At 59.1% G+C, this 16462-nt stretch carries 16 protein-coding genes and 1 pseudogene; 12 read left to right on the forward strand and 5 right to left on the reverse strand.

Going from position 1 to position 16462, the window contains the following annotated elements; translation table 11 throughout:
• Positions 1–14: 14 nt before the first annotated feature.
• On the reverse strand, positions 15–1493 hold the full coding sequence (locus ACS4RS_RS26260) for an extracellular solute-binding protein (protein ID WP_439012963.1): 1479 nt from the start codon (positions 1491–1493) through the stop codon (positions 15–17).
• Between the two features lie 208 nt (positions 1494–1701).
• On the opposite strand from ACS4RS_RS26260, the gene ACS4RS_RS26265 reads away from it, so the two are divergent.
• The 4 genes from ACS4RS_RS26265 to ACS4RS_RS26280 all read left to right on the forward strand — a co-directional run bounded on the left by ACS4RS_RS26265 (position 1702) and on the right by ACS4RS_RS26280 (position 6277).
• Complete coding sequence (locus ACS4RS_RS26265; protein ID WP_439012964.1) at positions 1702–2412, forward strand: FCD domain-containing protein; 711 nt, start codon at positions 1702–1704, stop codon at positions 2410–2412.
• A 54-nt stretch (positions 2413–2466) separates the two neighbouring features.
• Positions 2467–3633 (forward strand): enolase C-terminal domain-like protein, encoded by a 1167-nt coding sequence (locus tag ACS4RS_RS26270; protein WP_439012965.1) that lies wholly within the window; start codon positions 2467–2469, stop codon positions 3631–3633.
• A 64-nt stretch (positions 3634–3697) separates the two neighbouring features.
• Positions 3698–5059 (forward strand): enolase C-terminal domain-like protein, encoded by a 1362-nt coding sequence (locus ACS4RS_RS26275; RefSeq protein WP_439012966.1) that lies wholly within the window; start codon positions 3698–3700, stop codon positions 5057–5059.
• Between the two features lie 18 nt (positions 5060–5077).
• Positions 5078–6277, forward strand: a complete 1200-nt coding sequence (locus ACS4RS_RS26280; RefSeq protein ID WP_439012967.1) for an enolase C-terminal domain-like protein — start codon at positions 5078–5080, stop codon at positions 6275–6277.
• Positions 6278–6358: 81 nt separating this feature from the next.
• Here the strand turns inward: ACS4RS_RS26280 and ACS4RS_RS26285 are convergent, their stop codons facing one another.
• Complete coding sequence (locus tag ACS4RS_RS26285) at positions 6359–6553, reverse strand: hypothetical protein (protein WP_439012968.1); 195 nt, start codon at positions 6551–6553, stop codon at positions 6359–6361.
• 231 nt (positions 6554–6784) lie between these two features.
• Between ACS4RS_RS26285 and ACS4RS_RS26290 the strand changes: the two genes are divergently transcribed.
• The 4 genes from ACS4RS_RS26290 to ACS4RS_RS26305 all read left to right on the forward strand — a co-directional run bounded on the left by ACS4RS_RS26290 (position 6785) and on the right by ACS4RS_RS26305 (position 12630).
• Positions 6785–9058 carry a cation:proton antiporter domain-containing protein gene (locus ACS4RS_RS26290; protein ID WP_439012969.1) on the forward strand — a complete coding sequence of 758 codons (2274 nt, stop codon included), beginning with the start codon at positions 6785–6787 and terminating at the stop codon, positions 9056–9058.
• 319 nt (positions 9059–9377) lie between these two features.
• Positions 9378–10160 (forward strand): glucose 1-dehydrogenase, encoded by a 783-nt coding sequence (locus ACS4RS_RS26295; protein ID WP_439012970.1) that lies wholly within the window; start codon positions 9378–9380, stop codon positions 10158–10160.
• A 7-nt stretch (positions 10161–10167) separates the two neighbouring features.
• Positions 10168–12012 carry a glycoside hydrolase family 15 protein gene (locus ACS4RS_RS26300; protein WP_449314089.1) on the forward strand — a complete coding sequence of 615 codons (1845 nt, stop codon included), beginning with the start codon at positions 10168–10170 and terminating at the stop codon, positions 12010–12012.
• A 351-nt stretch (positions 12013–12363) separates the two neighbouring features.
• Positions 12364–12630 (forward strand): DUF2277 domain-containing protein, encoded by a 267-nt coding sequence (locus tag ACS4RS_RS26305; protein ID WP_439012972.1) that lies wholly within the window; start codon positions 12364–12366, stop codon positions 12628–12630.
• 107 nt (positions 12631–12737) lie between these two features.
• Here ACS4RS_RS26305 and ACS4RS_RS26310 read toward each other — a convergent pair whose 3' ends face one another.
• The gene (locus ACS4RS_RS26310; protein ID WP_439012973.1) at positions 12738–13331 is read right to left on the reverse strand and encodes a general stress protein; all 594 of its coding nucleotides are present in this window, start codon (positions 13329–13331) and stop codon (positions 12738–12740) included.
• Positions 13332–13359: 28 nt separating this feature from the next.
• Entirely contained in the window at positions 13360–13677 is a 318-nt protein-coding gene (locus ACS4RS_RS26315) for a PepSY domain-containing protein (protein ID WP_439012974.1), read from the reverse strand.
• A gap of 320 nt (positions 13678–13997) precedes the next feature.
• On the opposite strand from ACS4RS_RS26315, the gene ACS4RS_RS26320 reads away from it, so the two are divergent.
• From ACS4RS_RS26320 to ACS4RS_RS26335, 4 genes and pseudogenes are all read left to right on the forward strand, one after another.
• The gene (locus tag ACS4RS_RS26320) at positions 13998–14426 is read left to right on the forward strand and encodes a SyrB2 regulator (RefSeq protein WP_439012975.1); all 429 of its coding nucleotides are present in this window, start codon (positions 13998–14000) and stop codon (positions 14424–14426) included.
• Positions 14427–14588: 162 nt separating this feature from the next.
• A complete protein-coding gene (locus ACS4RS_RS26325) occupies positions 14589–15194 on the forward strand; it encodes a hypothetical protein (RefSeq protein ID WP_439012976.1) in 606 nt (201 codons plus the stop codon).
• A 31-nt stretch (positions 15195–15225) separates the two neighbouring features.
• Positions 15226–15807, forward strand: a complete 582-nt coding sequence (locus tag ACS4RS_RS26330; RefSeq protein ID WP_439012977.1) for a hypothetical protein — start codon at positions 15226–15228, stop codon at positions 15805–15807.
• A 115-nt stretch (positions 15808–15922) separates the two neighbouring features.
• A pseudogene (locus ACS4RS_RS26335) lies at positions 15923–16132 on the forward strand (hypothetical protein); the annotation flags it as partial.
• Positions 16133–16306: 174 nt separating this feature from the next.
• Here the strand turns inward: ACS4RS_RS26335 and ACS4RS_RS26340 are convergent.
• Entirely contained in the window at positions 16307–16441 is a 135-nt protein-coding gene (locus ACS4RS_RS26340) for a hypothetical protein (RefSeq protein WP_439012978.1), read from the reverse strand.
• Positions 16442–16462 lie beyond the last annotated feature (21 nt).

Genomic DNA, 16462 nt, shown 5'->3' on the forward strand with positions numbered 1-16462 from the left:
TCGTCTGGCTTCGACTAGAGCCCGCCGTCCATCAGGTCTTTTACCTTTTTGGCCGCGTCGTCGGCTGCTTGGTCGACTGTCATGGCCCCGGTCAGGGCATTCTGCAGCATGTCCGGCACGATGATGTTCATGATCTCGGGGGACTGTGGCAGCGCCGGGAACGGAATTCCGTATGGCAGCATCGAGGTCGTGACATCGAGGAACTTTATGTTATCAAGACGTTCCTTCATCCATTTGGTCTTGAAGCCGTTAAGGTTTCCCGGGTTCGAGCCGGCATAGGCCATCTTCAGCGACCATTCCGGGCTCGTCCACATGCAGATGATCGCCTTTGCAGCCGGCTCGTCTACCTTGCCGCCCTCGACATATTCGGGCTTCAGGATGTGAATGTTGGAGCCGCCGAACACGACGGCACGCTTGCCGTCGGGGCCAGTCGGAATCAGGCCGTAGCGCATGTTGTCGATGACGGTCTGCGCCTTGTCCTTGTCGGTATCCGTCGCCTTTTTCTGCAGGTCGAGCATGACGTTATAGTCGGACGGGTGCGAGATCATCATGCCGAGCTGGCCAGCGAGAAAGAGTGGCTGGTTGTCGGCCTGCTGGTTGGTGAGTGCCGAAACCGGAACCGACTTGTCGCGAACATACATATCGTAGGAGGCTTGCAGTGCCGCCTTGCTCTGCGGACTGTTGAGCTCAACCTCCTTATAGGTCGGATTGGCGGTCGCTTCGTCGAAGACGCCACCGCCATAGGCCCATAGCTGCGGCATGAAGCGGTACGGCGTATTGCCGGCATTCTTGCGAGCCACGAGGCCGTAACCGGCAATGCCGAGCTTGTCGTGGATCTGCTTGGAATCCTTGACGACGTCGTCCCAGGTTGCCGGAGCCTTTTCCGGATCGAGGCCTGCACGCTTGAAGATGTCGGCGTTCCAGATGAACGCCATCGTCTCGTTGTTGGTCGGAATGCCGTAGGTCACCCCATCCCAGGTTACAGCCTTCATTGCGCCGGGCCAGAAATCCTCGGTCGAATATCCCACATCCTCGGGTTTGAGCGGTTGCAAATAGCCCTTTGCGGCGAACTCCGTGCCACCAAGGATCTGCAGGCGGACCGCCATGGGTGCTGCATTGCCAAGGAGCGCGGTCCGGAATTTGTCCAGCAGGTCGTTATAGGTGAGGGCCTGCTCTTCAAGCTGGATGTTCGGATAGGTTTTGCGGAAGGTCTCGAAGAACTCTTTGTAATACTGGCGCAGGAGGTCAGGGTCGCCCTCGAACACGCCCTGATACCAGAACGTCAGTCGCCCCTTATAGTCGAGCGGGGTCACCTTGCCGCAATCGGCCGCCGTGTCAAAATCCTGCGTGCCGGCAATGGAGCGCACATATTCCGGCGACCACTTGCTCAGGTCGACCGGCGCTCCCAGCGCCGACGCGGACATCAACGATACCATCAAAGCAGTGGAAACAGCACCGCGCAGGACGGCACCACCGAGTGAAATCCTCGTCATAAGGTATCCTCCAGGTTCTCCCATGCCGCTCTGCGTCGAGGCGAGCGGTCTTTGCCCATTGGCTGCGGGACGTTTTCGGCCAATGTATCTCTTTGGACAGATCATACGTTTCCAGATTGCAGATTGCCTGTCAACTGGAGAAATCGTACATTGTTTGGATAAACCTCGCGTGATATCGAAGCAATATATGTATTGATTGGGGACAGCTTTGGCCGAAACAAGTGATTTTAGAGCGCAGCCACCTGAGGGGATCGACGCGATCGGGGCCTCCAGCGAGGGCGCCTCGCTCTACCAACTGATCAGGGACGACATCATCGAAGGGCGGCTTGCTGCCAACGAACGGCTTGTTGTCACCGATCTCGCCCGGCGCCACGGCACCTCGACCAACCCCGTGCGCGAGGCTCTGCAATTGTTGCGCGGGGAGGGCTTTGTCACCTTCGTTCCTAACCGCGGAGCCCGCGTCCGGCCCATAGATCAGGATTTTGTTCGGGACATCTACGAGATAGGAGTCTTGATCGAGCCGGCACTGACGCGATGGTTCGTGAATATGGCCACCGTCGAGGACATTGCTGAACTCGAACGCATCCAAGACTTGATTGAAGAGAACAACTTCGCCGACACGTTCAGGCACAGCGAGCTGGACACCGCCTTTCACACCGTCATGTACCAAAGGCACTACAACCGCCATGCCGCCGAGCTTTGGTGGAAGCATCGCGAAGTGCTTCGTGCCGTGAGCCGGCGTTTCAACTTCACGCTCGCCCGGCGTGCCGCGATCCTGAGCGAGCATCGCGAGCTCATCGCCCATGTAAAAGCGGGAAATGCGAACGAGGCAGGCGACCTCATTGGACGCCATGTCGAGGGCTCCGGCCGGCACATCCTCGAACACATGCGCGCGCGGAACGCCGCTCGGGCAGGATAGAAGAGATCGCCCGGAATATCGTTATCCCGGCCACTTCAGACAAAGGAAGTTGAGATGAAAATCACCAGCGTTCGGCCGTGGCTGATCAAGTCCGAGGCTTCCTATTGGGGAGAGTATCTGTTCGTCGAAGTGACGACCGATGAGGGGGTGAGCGGCTGGGGAGAAATCACCACCACGACAAGGCTCGCCAATCGCGCCCTCTGCACCATACTAAGGCAGATCGGTGCTGCTGTGACAGGCGAGGATCCGGCGCGTATCGAGTATCTGTGGCACAAGATATTTCGCAGCTTCACCTATATGGGCAGTCGCGGCGCCGCAGTCGAATGCGTGAGCGCCATAGACATAGCCCTCTGGGACATCCGAGGCAAAGTCCTGGGTAAGCCGATTTACGAGCTGTTGGGCGGACCGGTACGCGATGATATTGCGCTCTACACCCACCCCAACCAGGCCAAATTTACCAGCAATGAGGCTGTGGTCCGCGAAATTCGAGACATCGTCGAATCCGGCCATACGGCGCTCAAGTTCGATCCTTTTCCCCAGCAAGGTCGCACCGCGGATGGACAGGCTCGCGAACAGCGGGACGGCTACCTCGATGGCGGCATGACCCGCAAGGATGAGCGCGAGGCCGCCGAACTGACGGCCCTCATCCGCGAAACGGCCGGCCCTGACGTCGACATCCTCATCGATGCGCATGGCCGCTTCGACGTTCCCACCGCCATTCGCCTTTGTCGAAGCCTTGAGGAAGCTGGTCAGATCGACTGGCTCGAGGAGCCTTGTCCACCGGAGAGCCTCAACGCTCTCAGACAGGTTCGTGAGAAGGTCAGCGCCGCGATCTCGTGGGGCGAGCGCGGCCACACGAAGTGGGATTTCGTGCCGGTGCTCGAAAACAAGCTCGCTGACTACATCATGCCTGATGTCACCTGGACCGGCGGCATTACTGAACTCAAGAAGATTTCCGCCCTATGCGAAGCCTACTACATCCCGGTCTCGCCGCATGACGCTGCAGGGCCGATCAATGTAGTTGCGGGAGCGCAGGTGATGATGACCGTTCCCAACTTCTACAAACTTGAGACGTCGGGGTGGAACCTCGGCAAATACGATCACCTCATCGACAGCCCACTCGATGTTTCGAACGGCAGCCTCAAGCTTACGCCAAAGCCCGGTCTCGGCGTTGAAATGAACCGAGACTACCTTCAAAACCACGAGATAGAGCTGGACTAGCAGCGCTTTCCGCCGCCCCAGCTTGCGCGGCGACCAGCCCGCCCGACCAAAACGAGGATAAATCATGCCAGAGGCAGATGGGGCCGAGGAGGCGCTCAATCGGGTGAACACGCATTCCAAGCCATCCGACCTTCGCATCACCGACATGCGGGTCGCTGAAATCGTTGGTGCGCCGTTCACCTCCGTGCTGCTTAAGATTTACACCAACCAGGGCATCGTCGGGCTTGGCGAGGTGCGCGACGGCGCCAGCGCCACCTACGCGCTGATGCTGAAGAGCCGGTTGCTTGGCGAGAACCCTTGCAACATCGACCGATTGTTCCGCCGGATCAAGCAGTTTGGGGGCCACGGCCGGCAAGGCGGTGGCGTCTCGGCGGTCGAAATCGCGCTGTGGGATCTTGCCGGCAAGGCCTATGGCGTCCCCGTCTACCAGATGCTCGGCGGCCGTTTTCGGGAGAAAGTGCGCGTCTACTGCGATACCGACGCAACCGTGCCGAGCGGCACCGAAACTGGCAAGCGCCTCAAGCAACGTATGGAGCTTGGCTTCACCTTCCTCAAGATGGATCTGGGGCTGATGCAGATCGCGGATGTGCCCGGTGCGGTCGTCTTTCCTGCCGGCTCATTGGAAGGATATCGCAACGGTCCCAGTCGCGGGCCGCTGAAAACCATTGAAGAGCGGCGTGTCCGAAATGCTGCCTACGATTTGCATAACGTCCAGCACCCGTTTACCGGCCTTCACTTCTCCGACAAGGGTCTCGACCTGCTCGAGCAATACATCGCAGAGGTTCGTGAGGTCATCGGCATGGATGTGCCGCTTGCGATCGACCATATCGGCCATATCTCAATGCAGAACGGCATTCGCCTTGCCAGGCGAATTGAAAAATACGTGCCAGCCTGGCTCGAGGATGTGATCCCCTGGCAGTATACCGAGCAGTACCGACAACTGCAGGACGCCACCACGGTGCCGATCTGCACCGGCGAGGACATCTATCTCAAGGAGGGCTTCGAGCCACTGCTGGCCAGCGGCGGCGTCTCCGTTATTCACCCGGACCTGCTCACCAGTGGGGGCATCCTCGAGACCAAGAAGATCGGCGATATGGCGCAGGACCGTGGTGTCGCCATGGCCATCCATATGGCGGAAAGTCCGGTCGCCGCAATGGCCGCGGCACATGTCGCGACCGCGACCGAAAATTTCATGGCGCTCGAATACCACTCGGCCGATGTCGACTGGTGGGACGATATCGTCACCGGCCTTCCGAAGCCTTTGGTGCAAAACGGCTTCGTCACTGTTCCGGACAAGCCGGGCCTAGGGATTGACGATGTCGTCGACGAGGTGATCTCGCAGCATCTGCAGCCGGGTATCACCGGCATCTGGCAGCCGACCAACCACTGGGACGACGAGTATTCCTGGGATCGCACGTGGAGCTGAGGCGAAAGGAAACCGAAGATGAAGATCACCGATCTCCGCTGTGCCGTCATCGGCAAACACCCGATCGTCCGCATCGTTACGGACGAGGGCCTCTACGGCTTGGGCGAAGTCGAATTCACCAAGTCCTATCTGAAGCCCTGGGTGCTGCATTTTCGCGACGCGCTGATCGGCGAGGACCCGACCGACGTCGAGCGAGTCATGCTGAAGATCCGCCAACGCGGCTCTTTCAAGCCCTATGGCGCGGCGGTGAGCGCAATTGAGCATGCGCTGTGGGATATTGCCGGCAAGGCCGCAGGTGTGCCCGTCTATAAACTGCTCGGCGGCAAGGTGCGGGACAAGGTGCGCGTCTATAACGGCTCTGTTCGCCGGAAACGCACGGGCGACCGGCCGGAGGATTACGCCGCCGACGTCAAGTGGATGATAGAGCAGCCGCAGAACTTCTTCATGATCAAGCAAGGCATCTCGTTCCACTCCAACATGAAGGACACCATCGATGACTTCCACTACGGCGTGACGCAGAAAAAGGCCGGCTATCACGGTGCCATGGATCAGGGTGTGATCAGCGAGCGCGGTTTCAATCACATGCTCGACTGCGTGATCGCGATGAAGGAAGTGCTGGGCGATAAAGTCAGCCTGGCGCTGGACTGCGGTCCCGGCTGGATGTTGCCCGATGCGATCAAGTTCGCTCGCGCGGTCGAAAAGTACAATTTGATGTGGCTCGAGGACATGCTGACTGGCGACTACGTGCCGTGGGTCAATCCGCAGGCCTATCGGGAACTGACAACCTCCACCTCGACGCCAATTCACACTGGTGAGCAGATCTACCTGCGGCATAATTTCAAGGAACTGATCGAGACGCAGGCAGTACGCGTCATCGGCCCTGATCCAGCCGATATTGGCGGCATTGCCGAGCTCAAATGGGTCGCCGAGCACGCTTACATGCACTCGATCCTGATGGCACCGCACGGCACCGCCAACGGCCTGCTGGGCCTCGGCGCGCTGATCAATGTCTGCGCCACGTTGCCGGCAAATTACATCGCGTTCGAATATCCGACCGCCTCCGACCCCTGGTGGGAGGATCTGGTAATCGGCTTGCCGCCGCAAATCGTGAAGGACAGCATGGTGGACCTCCTGGAAGCGCCGGGGCTGGGCCTCGATATCGACGCTGAAGCGGCCAGGAGATATCTCAGGGAAGAGGATGCGGACTTTTTCGATTGAACCTCCATCCACCTGCCGTGCCGAGCTTGTCGGCCGCCACTACCCTGCTGGTTGTCCTGGCTCATTTGGCGCTTGTATCCTTTAACCGAGTGCGACGTCAGTGGCTGTCCGCTCGATTTCGGCGCTTCGATGGACGGGCGTTCTTGAAGAAGAACCGAGAAGCGCATCGAGCTCCTTGCGATCGGCGCCGAACCGTACGATATAACGCGCGGCCTGCTGAGGGCCGATCTGATAGCGTTTGGCGAGCTCTTCTGGCGAATATTTTTCGTTGATCATGACGCTGCTCCTTTCGAGAAGAAATTCGTTTCGGGCTGCGACAGTTCCATGATCTTGAAAATCAATCGCCGGATGCGGGCAAGGCGTTGGGGAATTTCCACCCTTCTTTCCTGCCAGATGGGATTCGCTGCTCCCCAAGGATTGAACTAAGTAAGGCCGCAGCGGAACTGCGAACGCTACTCCTCGTTTGGTAGCAATATCCCCGGGGGCTTTCTCTTTATGGCAGCTGGAATGAACTCGTCACAGCTATCCCCATGGACGGTGCCGCTGATTGCGATCTCCATCCTCGTCAGCAACAATCTGGCATGGGCGGCAGAACAAAAATCCTCTTCCCCGTCGGAGGCCCTATTCCTCATTCAGATCATTGTCCTCGTCGTCGTGGGGAGACTGCTTGGCGAACTGATGGTCCGGATGGGTCAACCTTCGATTATGGGCCAGATCATCGGCGGCATTCTGCTTGGACCTTCCGTGTTCGGACTCGTGTTGCCAAGTGCCCAGTCCGCACTTTTCCCAGGGCACGAGACCCAGAAAGCGATGACCGACGCGGTCGGGCAACTTGGCATTCTTTTTCTCCTTCTCCTTGCCGGCATGGAAACAGATCTCGCGCTGGCGATCCGATTGCGCCGCGCCGCGGCTGGCGTCTCGCTGACAGGGATCGCCATTCCCTTTGCTTTGGGATTTGCTGTGGGTGAGCTCATACCGCCCACGTTTCTGCCAAATGCGGGTGAGCGCCTGGTCACCTCGCTCTTTCTCGGGACAGCCCTTTCCATCTCGTCGGTCAAGATTGTTGCCTCCGTCGTGCGCGAGATGGATTTCATGCGCCGCAATGTCGGGCAGCTCATCGTCGCCTCGGCGATCATCGACGATACGATCGGCTGGGTCATCATTGCCGTGACGTTCAGCTTGGCAAAAAACGGAGCGGTTGATCTTTCGACGCTTGCTCAAAGCGTCATCGGCACGCTCGCCTTCATGGCGTTCAGCTTTACGATCGGGCGGCGCATGGTATTCGAGATCATTCGCTGGACCAACGACAATTTCAAGAGCGATTTGCCGGTTCTGAGCGCCATCATCGCCATTATGGGCGGGATGGCGATCGCGACCAACGCAATTGGCGTTCACACCGTGCTCGGTGCCTTCGTCGCCGGGATCCTGGTAGGTCAATCACCGATCCTCACTCGCCAGATCGAAGGACAACTGCGCGCATTGACGACGGCGCTGTTCATGCCGGTCTTCTTCGGCCTGACCGGACTGCACACGGATCTGAGCGTCCTTGTCGATCCAGCGACCTTGCTTCTCGCGACCGGATTGATCCTGATTGCCAGCTTGGGCAAGTTCGGGGGAGCCTTCGTCGGCTCGAAGATCGGAGGCTTTTCGAACGCAGAAGCGATAGCGCTCGGCTGCGGCATGAATGCCCGTGGCTCGACGGAGGTGATCGTTGCGTCAATCGGTTTGTCGGTGGGGGTGCTGGACCAGCGGCTCTTCTCGGTCATCGTTGCGATGGCGGTCGTTACGACCATGGCGATGCCGCCGACGCTCCGCTGGGCCTTGGGGCGATTGCCGATGCGCGAGGACGAGAAGGAACGGCTTGCGTCGGAGGCTTTTGAGAAGGATAGCTTCCTGTCGAAGTTCGAGCGTATTTTGCTTGCCATCGATCATTCCGCAAACGGCGACCTCGCTGCGCGACTTTCAGGTCACTTTGCCGCATTGAGAAAGATGCCGGTGACGGTTCTCGATGTCGAAGATGATGACGGTGCCGCAATGAGGCAGGCTGATGCGGGAGGTAGGTCGGACAATCGGGCCAAGGAGATCAGTCAGCGCGTTCAATCGACTGCTGAGAAAGCCGTCGAAACCCAGGCGGCGGTGGGGGAGGTCGGCGAAGGTAATGGTGAACTTCATATCAGTGTCCGCAAGAAGGACGCCGAGCTTCAAAAAGTGCTGACCGAGACTTCAGAGAAGGGGCATGATTTAATGTTCCTAGGGGTGGAGCCTACGACAAGCGCAAAGGGCGGCTACGCTGATCGACTGGCGTCGATGATCTCGGCCTTCGCGGGCACAACAGCAATCATCACATCGCGTGGGCGGCTGCCGGAAAAAGACGCCGATCTTCGGATTCTTGTGCCTGTCAGCGGCACCGAGCGATCGATGAAAGCTGCCGAATTTGCTCTCGTCGTTGCGAAAGCCACCGGGTCTACAATCACGGCCGTCTACTTCCGTGATAGCAAGCAGGCAACCTTGGTTTCTCGCGTGAGCGACGTGAGCGACCCTCACAGGGCCGCATTTCGAAAGCTCGACCAAATCGCTTCTTTTCACGGTATTGATATCGACAAGGTCGTGTCGACAGGCTCCTCGCCGGAACTCGCCATACTCAAACACGCGCGTCGCGGGCGGTTCAACCTCATCATTCTCGGCGTGAGCAGGCGTGCCGGCGAGGATCTGTCTTACGGCACAGTTGCAGATACGCTTCTCGAAACGGCTGATCGTTCGTTCGTTTTTGTTGAGACATAAAGTCATGGCCGCCGAGGACATTAGCACCGAACAGGCTGATTGCTCGCCGCCCTTCGCACGTCGCCTGCCGGCGGGCTGCGGCGAGAACATGGTCTGCTGCTCGCCAAATTCCGTAGGGCGGCAGCGATGGCCAAGCGTGCATCGGCTCTGAATTAGGCCCTGATCGAACGATCGCCCAGCAGGTTCGGGACCGATGGAAGCCTGGCGATGTCACAGCCATTCATTCGATGCTGGCTCGTTGGCCCGGAACAACGCATTTCCTCTGGCGTTACTGGGTTGTAGCGCGTGGAGCGATTTGACTGATTCAGCGGAAATCACGATGGATCTCGGGCTGACCAATAAACGTGTTCTGGTGACAGGAGGCAACTCTGGTCTGGGAGCCGCGATCGCAAAGGCGTTCGCTGCCGAGGGTGCACGAGTTGCGATCAACTATTTGGTCAACCCGAAACAAGCCGATGCGCTCGTCGAGGAAGTCTCCGCCGCTGGTGGCGAGGCACTTCAGTTGATGGCGGATATCAGCGACGCCCAAGCGGTCGAGACGATGTTTTGTAACATAGACGATGTGTGGGGCGGCATCGACATATTGGTCAATAATGCCGGTATCGACGGCAAACGCGCCCTCGGCTGGGAAGCAGACGCCGATGCCTGGAGCAAGGTCCTCGACGTCAACCTGAAGGGAACGTATCTGTGTGCGCGCGAAGCCCTGAAACGCATGGTTGCGCAGAGTTCGGGCGTGGTACTCAACACCACAAGCGTTCATGAGGTGATCGCCTGGGCCGGATACAGCGCATATACGGCCAGCAAGGCGGGCGTCTCGATGATGTCCAAATCGCTAGCGCAAGAAGCGGCTCCGCATGGCGTTCGCGTTCTCTGCATCGCGCCGGGCGCGATCCGCACGCCGATCAATCAGGCGGTCTGGCGGGATGTCGAAGGCCACAGGGACTTGCTTACGAAGATCCCACTGCGCCGTATCGGCGAACCCGAAGACGTCGCGAACATTGCCGTCATGCTGGCGTCCGATGCCGCCAGCTACGTCACCGGGACGACGATCTTTGTGGATGGCGGCATGACCGACTATCCCTCCTTTGCGCATGGCGGGTGATTGGGATATGGCCAAGCGCATCGAGGACTACGGACTGATCGGAAATATGCTCTCCGCAGCGCTCGTGGGCAAGGATGGATCGATCGATTGGCTATGCCTGCCGCGATCTGATTCACCCGCTTGCTTTGCCGCACTGCTGGGCACTGCCGACAACGGTCGCTGGAAGATCGCGCCAGTAGGTAAAAGGGAAACGAGCCGGCGCTACGTTCACGATACTGCAATCCTGGAAACCCGGTTCGAGACGGCGACCGGCGTCGTTACCATCACCGATTTCATGCCGATCAACGAAGGCGACCGCCATGTTGATTTAATTCGCATCGTGACCGGCATTTCGGGGACTGTCGAAATGGAGATGGAACTCGTGCTGAGGTTCGAAAACGGGCAGGCGGTGCCCTGGGTGCGGCGCAAGGATTACGGCCTGAGTGCGATCGCCGGCCCCAACGCGGTGGAACTCCATACCGACCTGGCGCTCAAAGGCCGCAATATGAAGACGTACGCACGCTTCTCGATCAGGGCAGGCGACACTGTGCCGTTGACGATGTCGTACCATCCTTCCAACGAGCAGCCGCACTTCGTCCGCGATCGCTTGGAGGAACTCGATCGAGCGACAACCTGGTGGCGGGAATGGGTAAAGCACGGCAGCTTCGAGAATATGCCGGACGCATGGCGAGCGCCGGTGGTTCGCTCGCTTATCACCCTCAAGATGCTAATTTACGCCCCGACGGGCGGGATTGTCGCTGCACCCACCACCTCGCTTCCCGAGAAGATTGGGGGTACGCGCAACTGGGACTATCGTTATTGCTGGCTGCGCGATTCAGCGCTGACGCTCTATGCGTTGCTGAATTCGGGATATCGCCAAGAAGCGGAGGATTGGCGGAAATGGTTGCTGCGCGCAGTTGCCGGCGCTCCGGAACAACTCCAGATCATGTACGGGATCGCGGGGGAGCGTTGGTTGCCCGAGTTCGAAGTGTCGTGGCTCAAAGGATTTGAAGGAAGCATTCCCGTCAGGATCGGCAACGCCGCCGCCGGCCAGATGCAGCTCGACGTCTATGGCGAACTGATCGACACTCTCAACGCAGCGCGCGGTGCCGAGCTGCAATCGCAAGATGAGGCCTGGCGGCTGCAAAAGGTGCTGCTTACTCACCTGGTGACTGCTTGGCAGACGCCCGATCACGGCATTTGGGAAGTGCGGGGGCCGCCACGCGCTTTCACCCACTCGCGCATGATGGCCTGGGTAGCATTCGACCGAGCCGTCATCTGCACGGAGCGGTATGGTCTTGAAGGCCCGGTTGCAAAGTGGCGTGAGGTGCGCCAACAAATTCATGACGAAATCTGCACCCACGGCTTCGATGAGAAAAAGAACAGCTTTGTCCAATATTACGGCGGCGAGACGCTAGATGCGAGCCTGCTGCTGATGCCACAGGTCGGCTTTTTACCAGTCGATGATCCTCGCATCATTGGCACAATCGCTGCGGTGGAGCGGGAGCTCCTGCGGGGCGGGCTCGTCATGCGCTACTCGACGAACCAGACCGACGACGGGGTCGGTGGCGACGAAGGCGCATTCCTGGCGTGCAGCTTCTGGCTGGCTGATGCGTATGTGCTCACCGGGCGGCGACAGGATGCGCACAAGTTATTCGACCGCTTGCTCGGCCTTCGTAACGATCTCGGCTTGCTCGCAGAAGAGTTCGACACCGTCGGCCAGCGCCTGCTCGGCAATTTCCCCCAAGCCTTTTCGCACATCGGCCTGATCAACACCGCGCACAATCTTGTCAGCGCGGGAGGACCGGCGCGGCAGCGGGCTGAAAAGACCGCGCCGAACAAGCCGCACAAGGTTTCCCCGGATGCGTTGTAAGCCACGCCAATATCGCATTCTGGGACGCTGCTGAAAATCCTTCATCACGCTCCCGTTCGAAAGTTGGGTATAGAAATTCTCCGCACTTTCCATACTGGCTCGTCGCGAGCGCGGCATAAACACCTTGGATTTGCATGATGTGCCTCCCTTACAAGTGGACTACTTGCTGATGAAAAGGGCACTGTTCCGTTCCGAGTCATCGGATAGCGGCGGCAATGTCTGCTTGTGGGGCGTTGCTCCCGCCTCGCTGGATTGGTCGCCCTCCTAGCTCGATTGTAATTCACACTCATGCGATTGCTTTTAGAGGACGCAATTTCTTCTCACGAGAGAGGAAACGATCGGGAGAAAACCATGTGCCGAAACATCAAACCTCTCTTCAATTTCGACCCTCCAGCGACGGATGAGGAGATTCATGGCGCTGCGCTTCAGTTTGTGCGAAAGTTAAGTGGAACCACCAAGCCGTCGAAACGCAACGAGGCGGCGTTCGAGCAGGCGGTCCTTTCGATCGCGAGGTGCGCCCAGGAGCTGCTGAGTTCGCTGGAGACCTCTCAACCTCCTCGGGACCGAGAGGAAGTTGCCGCAAAAGCGCTCGCGAGAACGGCGAAGCGCTTCGCCTAAGGGGCAAGTGCCCATGAGGTCCCACTGGGCAAAATCGTGCCGGGATGAAGCCCGACGACAGGTTGACGCCTCAGCGGCGCGCCCTCGAGGGGCGCGCTCGTGACCTTTCAGAGCCGATAACGGCTACGTTCTTTTGCGACCTGTTCTGGGCTATAGGGATCGAGCGCGTCATCGAACCTCGTCCACCCCTCCTTGGTGTAGGCCGCGCGGCGCTCAATCGGATCGACCCAATTGGATCGCTTGAGGATCGCTTCCGCTTCCGGGACAAGCGCGTCTTGAACCCTGGCAGTGACCAATGAGCCACCCCGGCGAACGCCTTCGGCATATACGTTGGCGTCAGCGTCAGAGACGCCGGAACTCGTCATTGCGCCGATAATACCCCCTGTCGCCCCGCCAGCAACAGCACCGGCGGCGGCGCCCGCGGCGGTTGCCGCCAACCAGCCGGCTGCGACGACGGGGCCAACGCCGGGGATGGCCATCAAGCCGAGGCCTGTGAGAAGGCCGCCGGCGCCGCCGACGACTGCGCCGATGCCGGCACCGGCACCCGCGCCTTCACCTGCGTTAGAATGTTCGCCGTGGCGATTGTCGGCATTATTGGAAACGATGCTGATATCGCTGGAAGGAACGCCGGCGGATTCAAGCGCGCTGACTGCGGAGCTTGCGTCGGTATAATCGTCGAAAAGTCCAGTTACCGTTTTCATAGTCATTTCTCCTCGAGGATTTGTTGCGTCACTTGGCGACGATGTTGCCCTGATAATCGAGAGCGATTACGACGGCTTTGCCATCCTTCATGCCGGATGCCATCCAGATGCCCTTGTCATCCTTCTTGAGGTCTTTGACGTCGGTATAACCGGCCTCTTCAATACGGTCCTTGGCCTGCCCCTCGGTGAAGCTGTTGGCGCCTTCCACCGGGGCGGTCGCATTGTTCGACCCAGGCGTCGCGATGGCCGGCGTCTTGCCGTCGCTTGTCGTTGCTGGTGCCGTTTGAGCCATGGCCGACAATGCTGAAGCGCCTAGAAGCGCTGCGGCGAAAATGAACTTGTTCATGGGAATTTCCTCTCGTGCCGAACCTCTTTGATCCGTGATCACCAAACCCCATGCGACCCAATTCGTTCCATGTCCCAGAACTTAAAGCGCAAAGTGTTTTGCGTGATTTGCTGTTGAACTCGCAGCGCGCCCGCGCTGGAAAGTGGGCACTGCAAAGATCGTTGACGAGGACAATTGTGCTGCAGATTCGACGCCTTCCACAGCATCGGCGTCTTGAGATGCTGCTGGCGGAGAGCGACCAGCTTGCCAACAGTCCAAGCACGTGTTGACTCCAACTTTAAGTCGGTCGAAAAGAGACTTGGCTTTAAAGGAGATGGCTGATGGCTGACGAGACTAATACAGGCTCCGTTGCAGGGGCGGCGGAGACAGATACTGCGGCAAAACCCGTGATCCGGAAGCAGCGTGCGCCGCGGCGTGGAAAGGCAATTGCCGAAGCGGCTCCCGCCGGATCGCCCTCGGTCACCGAGCTGCCCCCGACCGCAAGCGCCGCGACCGTTGACGGGCGAGGCAGGAGAGGAAAGCGCAAGGCTGCCGAGACGAAGGTTGTGGATGGCAGAAGCGCGCGTAAGGGCGCTCCAAGGAAAACGACGGCGAAGCCTGTCGAGGCGGCAGCGACGTCCGCGCCGGCATTCGATGAGCTGGAAGACCTGATTCAACTCGAAGAAGAGAACAAGCGACTTCGCAAAACCCTTGCCGAAAAGCTGCGACAGGAAAATGCCGAACTGCGCAGACGGCTCGGGGTCGGCTGATCGGCGAGCGCAGCGGGGCCGGTTGCAATAACCATCTGGCGCGGCATTTTTCAGCAGGCGATATACTCGCCGGGCGCGCTTCGTCGTGCCCGGCCGAATGGCGAGTGAGGATATAGTAGTGGCAGCAGGATTGCGGTCCGGGTTGCCCGAGGTTGAAACACTATGAAAACACCGTGGAGATTTCTTGCCGACCTGACGTCCCGACGCAGGCCGGCGAACGCACAAGAGAGCGCGATCGGTCATGATACCGATCCCGGGGCTCTCGAACGCGAGGTAGATCCGACGCCGACGCGTCCGTCCCTTTCAGCGAAACCGTCCGTCAAGGCGGATGACGATAAAGGTACTCCGGTCGATCAGGCGCCAGCGGCTTCGAGGGCGGTCGAAAGCGATCCTCATGCCGCGCGGGCTTTAGAGTCGCCTGTCGATGTCGAAGAGCCTCGGACAGCTGCACCTGATGATGAAAGCGATCATTCGCGCGCAGAAGCGGACATGTCGGCGCCACGTAACGTCACCGGAAAGCAACGAAACAAGCCGGCTGTCAAACGTCGTGCACCTGGGAAGAAAGCCAAGGCCGGCGTGGCCGCGCAAAGCGCTATCGCCGCACTTGAAGATCCGCGTTCACAACCCTCGGCCTCACGCGATTCCTTCTTCAATGACGTGGCAAGCCTTGACGAAGACATCAAAAAGCTGAGAAGCCAATTGGCGCAAAAGCTCGACCTGCAGAACGCTCAGCTCAGGAAGATGCTCGAACGATTTGGAGTGTCGTGAGATTGGCTCGCGATTGGAAGACTGGATACAGATGAAAACGCCGCAACGAAATTTCATTGTCGAACTCAAGTCGAAGCGCCGACGGTCTACGATGCCGCCAGTTTCGATTTGGGGAAACACCGATCTCAAGGCTTTTGCGCGTCAAGTCGAGACTGATGCGCCGCATCTTTTCGAATCCAGAACGGGATCGGAAACGTTGAGCCAGGGCAACGAGGTGCAGTCGGATCGAACGCCGCAACGGCAAATCGATGACCGCATCGAAAGCGGCAGCCAAAATCAGGGCAGCGCTTCGTTGACCGAATCGGTGAAATCGGTTTCATCGCAAAACGATCGCGACCCCGCAAACTCTATGCCACGATCGAAAAAGCCTCGCGCCAGGCGACGCCGTCTAGATGCGACGACTGCTGCGGGCGACACGGGTCCGGAAGTTCATCTCGATAGAACGACAAATGCGGGCGATAAGCGATCGGCAACCGCTGAAGTCGAGACTCCGCTCGATGAACTGGTTGGACTTGACGCGGAAAATCGGCACCTCAAGGCATTGCTGGCGAACCGTCTTCGTCAGCAGAACACGCGGCTTCGAAAAATGCTCGAGCGCTTTGGCGTTTCCTGAGATGCTACGGGCCGTGAGTTATCTCCATATCTCGATTGCCTGAAGAGCAATATTGTCCGATCGTGTCTACCGAGAGGAAAGGCAAGTAGCGGCTGATTTCCTACTTCTTCGCTCCGGTGCAGTGAGCGCGAGAATCTCCCATCGCTGCCGATGGCACCTGACCGATCTTGCCGCGTGGATCCGATTGGCTGAATCCAAGGGCTGGCTTGCAATGCCGGCTCTCTTGCGGGCCAAAGATCGCGTCATCTTCGTCGAGTGCGACAAGGAAGAACCGGCGCTCGCACGCTTCGAAGAGGCTCTGCGCTACGGCGGCCTCGGCGCCGTTGACGGCCGGGCGATGGCGAGCAAGATCACCGTGTAGTATCCAAACCTGTCCGTCGTCCTGACGACCGGTTACGCAGATATCGAACGCATCGGCGCTGCATCGAGCTCCAAACTACTTCTCAAGCCTTACTCGCGGAGAGGCTTCGGCAAGGCCCTGCGAGAGGCGATTGAGGCTTCACGTGACATTCGATGAGATCGGTGTGATCAGAAAAATCGAGACCTGCAAAAGCGCGAGAACGCGCACCGCGCGCAGGGCCGCCATCTCAATGGCAAAGCCGATCGCCGTCCCGACAGCGAGCACGTAAAACACCTTGTTGACCGCCCCGACGGG

It is taken from the genome of Rhizobium sp. F40D2 (genome assembly GCF_051810745.2).
Taxonomy (GTDB): domain Bacteria; phylum Pseudomonadota; class Alphaproteobacteria; order Rhizobiales; family Rhizobiaceae; genus Rhizobium.

Excerpts from the sequence above, each read along its gene's own strand:
- ACS4RS_RS26260 (WP_439012963.1), bottom strand. The coding sequence starts at position 1,493 with ATGACGAGGATTTCACTCGGTGGTGCCGTCCTGCGCGGTGCTGTTTCC.
- ACS4RS_RS26270 (WP_439012965.1), top strand. The coding sequence starts at position 2,467 with ATGAAAATCACCAGCGTTCGGCCGTGGCTGATCAAGTCCGAGGCTTCC.
- ACS4RS_RS26275 (WP_439012966.1), top strand. The coding sequence starts at position 3,698 with ATGCCAGAGGCAGATGGGGCCGAGGAGGCGCTCAATCGGGTGAACACG.
- ACS4RS_RS26280 (WP_439012967.1), top strand. The coding sequence starts at position 5,078 with ATGAAGATCACCGATCTCCGCTGTGCCGTCATCGGCAAACACCCGATC.
- ACS4RS_RS26285 (WP_439012968.1), bottom strand. The coding sequence starts at position 6,553 with ATGATCAACGAAAAATATTCGCCAGAAGAGCTCGCCAAACGCTATCAG.
- ACS4RS_RS26290 (WP_439012969.1), top strand. The coding sequence starts at position 6,785 with ATGAACTCGTCACAGCTATCCCCATGGACGGTGCCGCTGATTGCGATC.
- ACS4RS_RS26295 (WP_439012970.1), top strand. The coding sequence starts at position 9,378 with ATGGATCTCGGGCTGACCAATAAACGTGTTCTGGTGACAGGAGGCAAC.
- ACS4RS_RS26300 (WP_449314089.1), top strand. The coding sequence starts at position 10,168 with ATGGCCAAGCGCATCGAGGACTACGGACTGATCGGAAATATGCTCTCC.
- ACS4RS_RS26305 (WP_439012972.1), top strand. The coding sequence starts at position 12,364 with ATGTGCCGAAACATCAAACCTCTCTTCAATTTCGACCCTCCAGCGACG.
- ACS4RS_RS26310 (WP_439012973.1), bottom strand. The coding sequence starts at position 13,331 with ATGAAAACGGTAACTGGACTTTTCGACGATTATACCGACGCAAGCTCC.
- ACS4RS_RS26315 (WP_439012974.1), bottom strand. The coding sequence starts at position 13,677 with ATGAACAAGTTCATTTTCGCCGCAGCGCTTCTAGGCGCTTCAGCATTG.
- ACS4RS_RS26320 (WP_439012975.1), top strand. The coding sequence starts at position 13,998 with ATGGCTGACGAGACTAATACAGGCTCCGTTGCAGGGGCGGCGGAGACA.
- ACS4RS_RS26325 (WP_439012976.1), top strand. The coding sequence starts at position 14,589 with ATGAAAACACCGTGGAGATTTCTTGCCGACCTGACGTCCCGACGCAGG.
- ACS4RS_RS26330 (WP_439012977.1), top strand. The coding sequence starts at position 15,226 with ATGAAAACGCCGCAACGAAATTTCATTGTCGAACTCAAGTCGAAGCGC.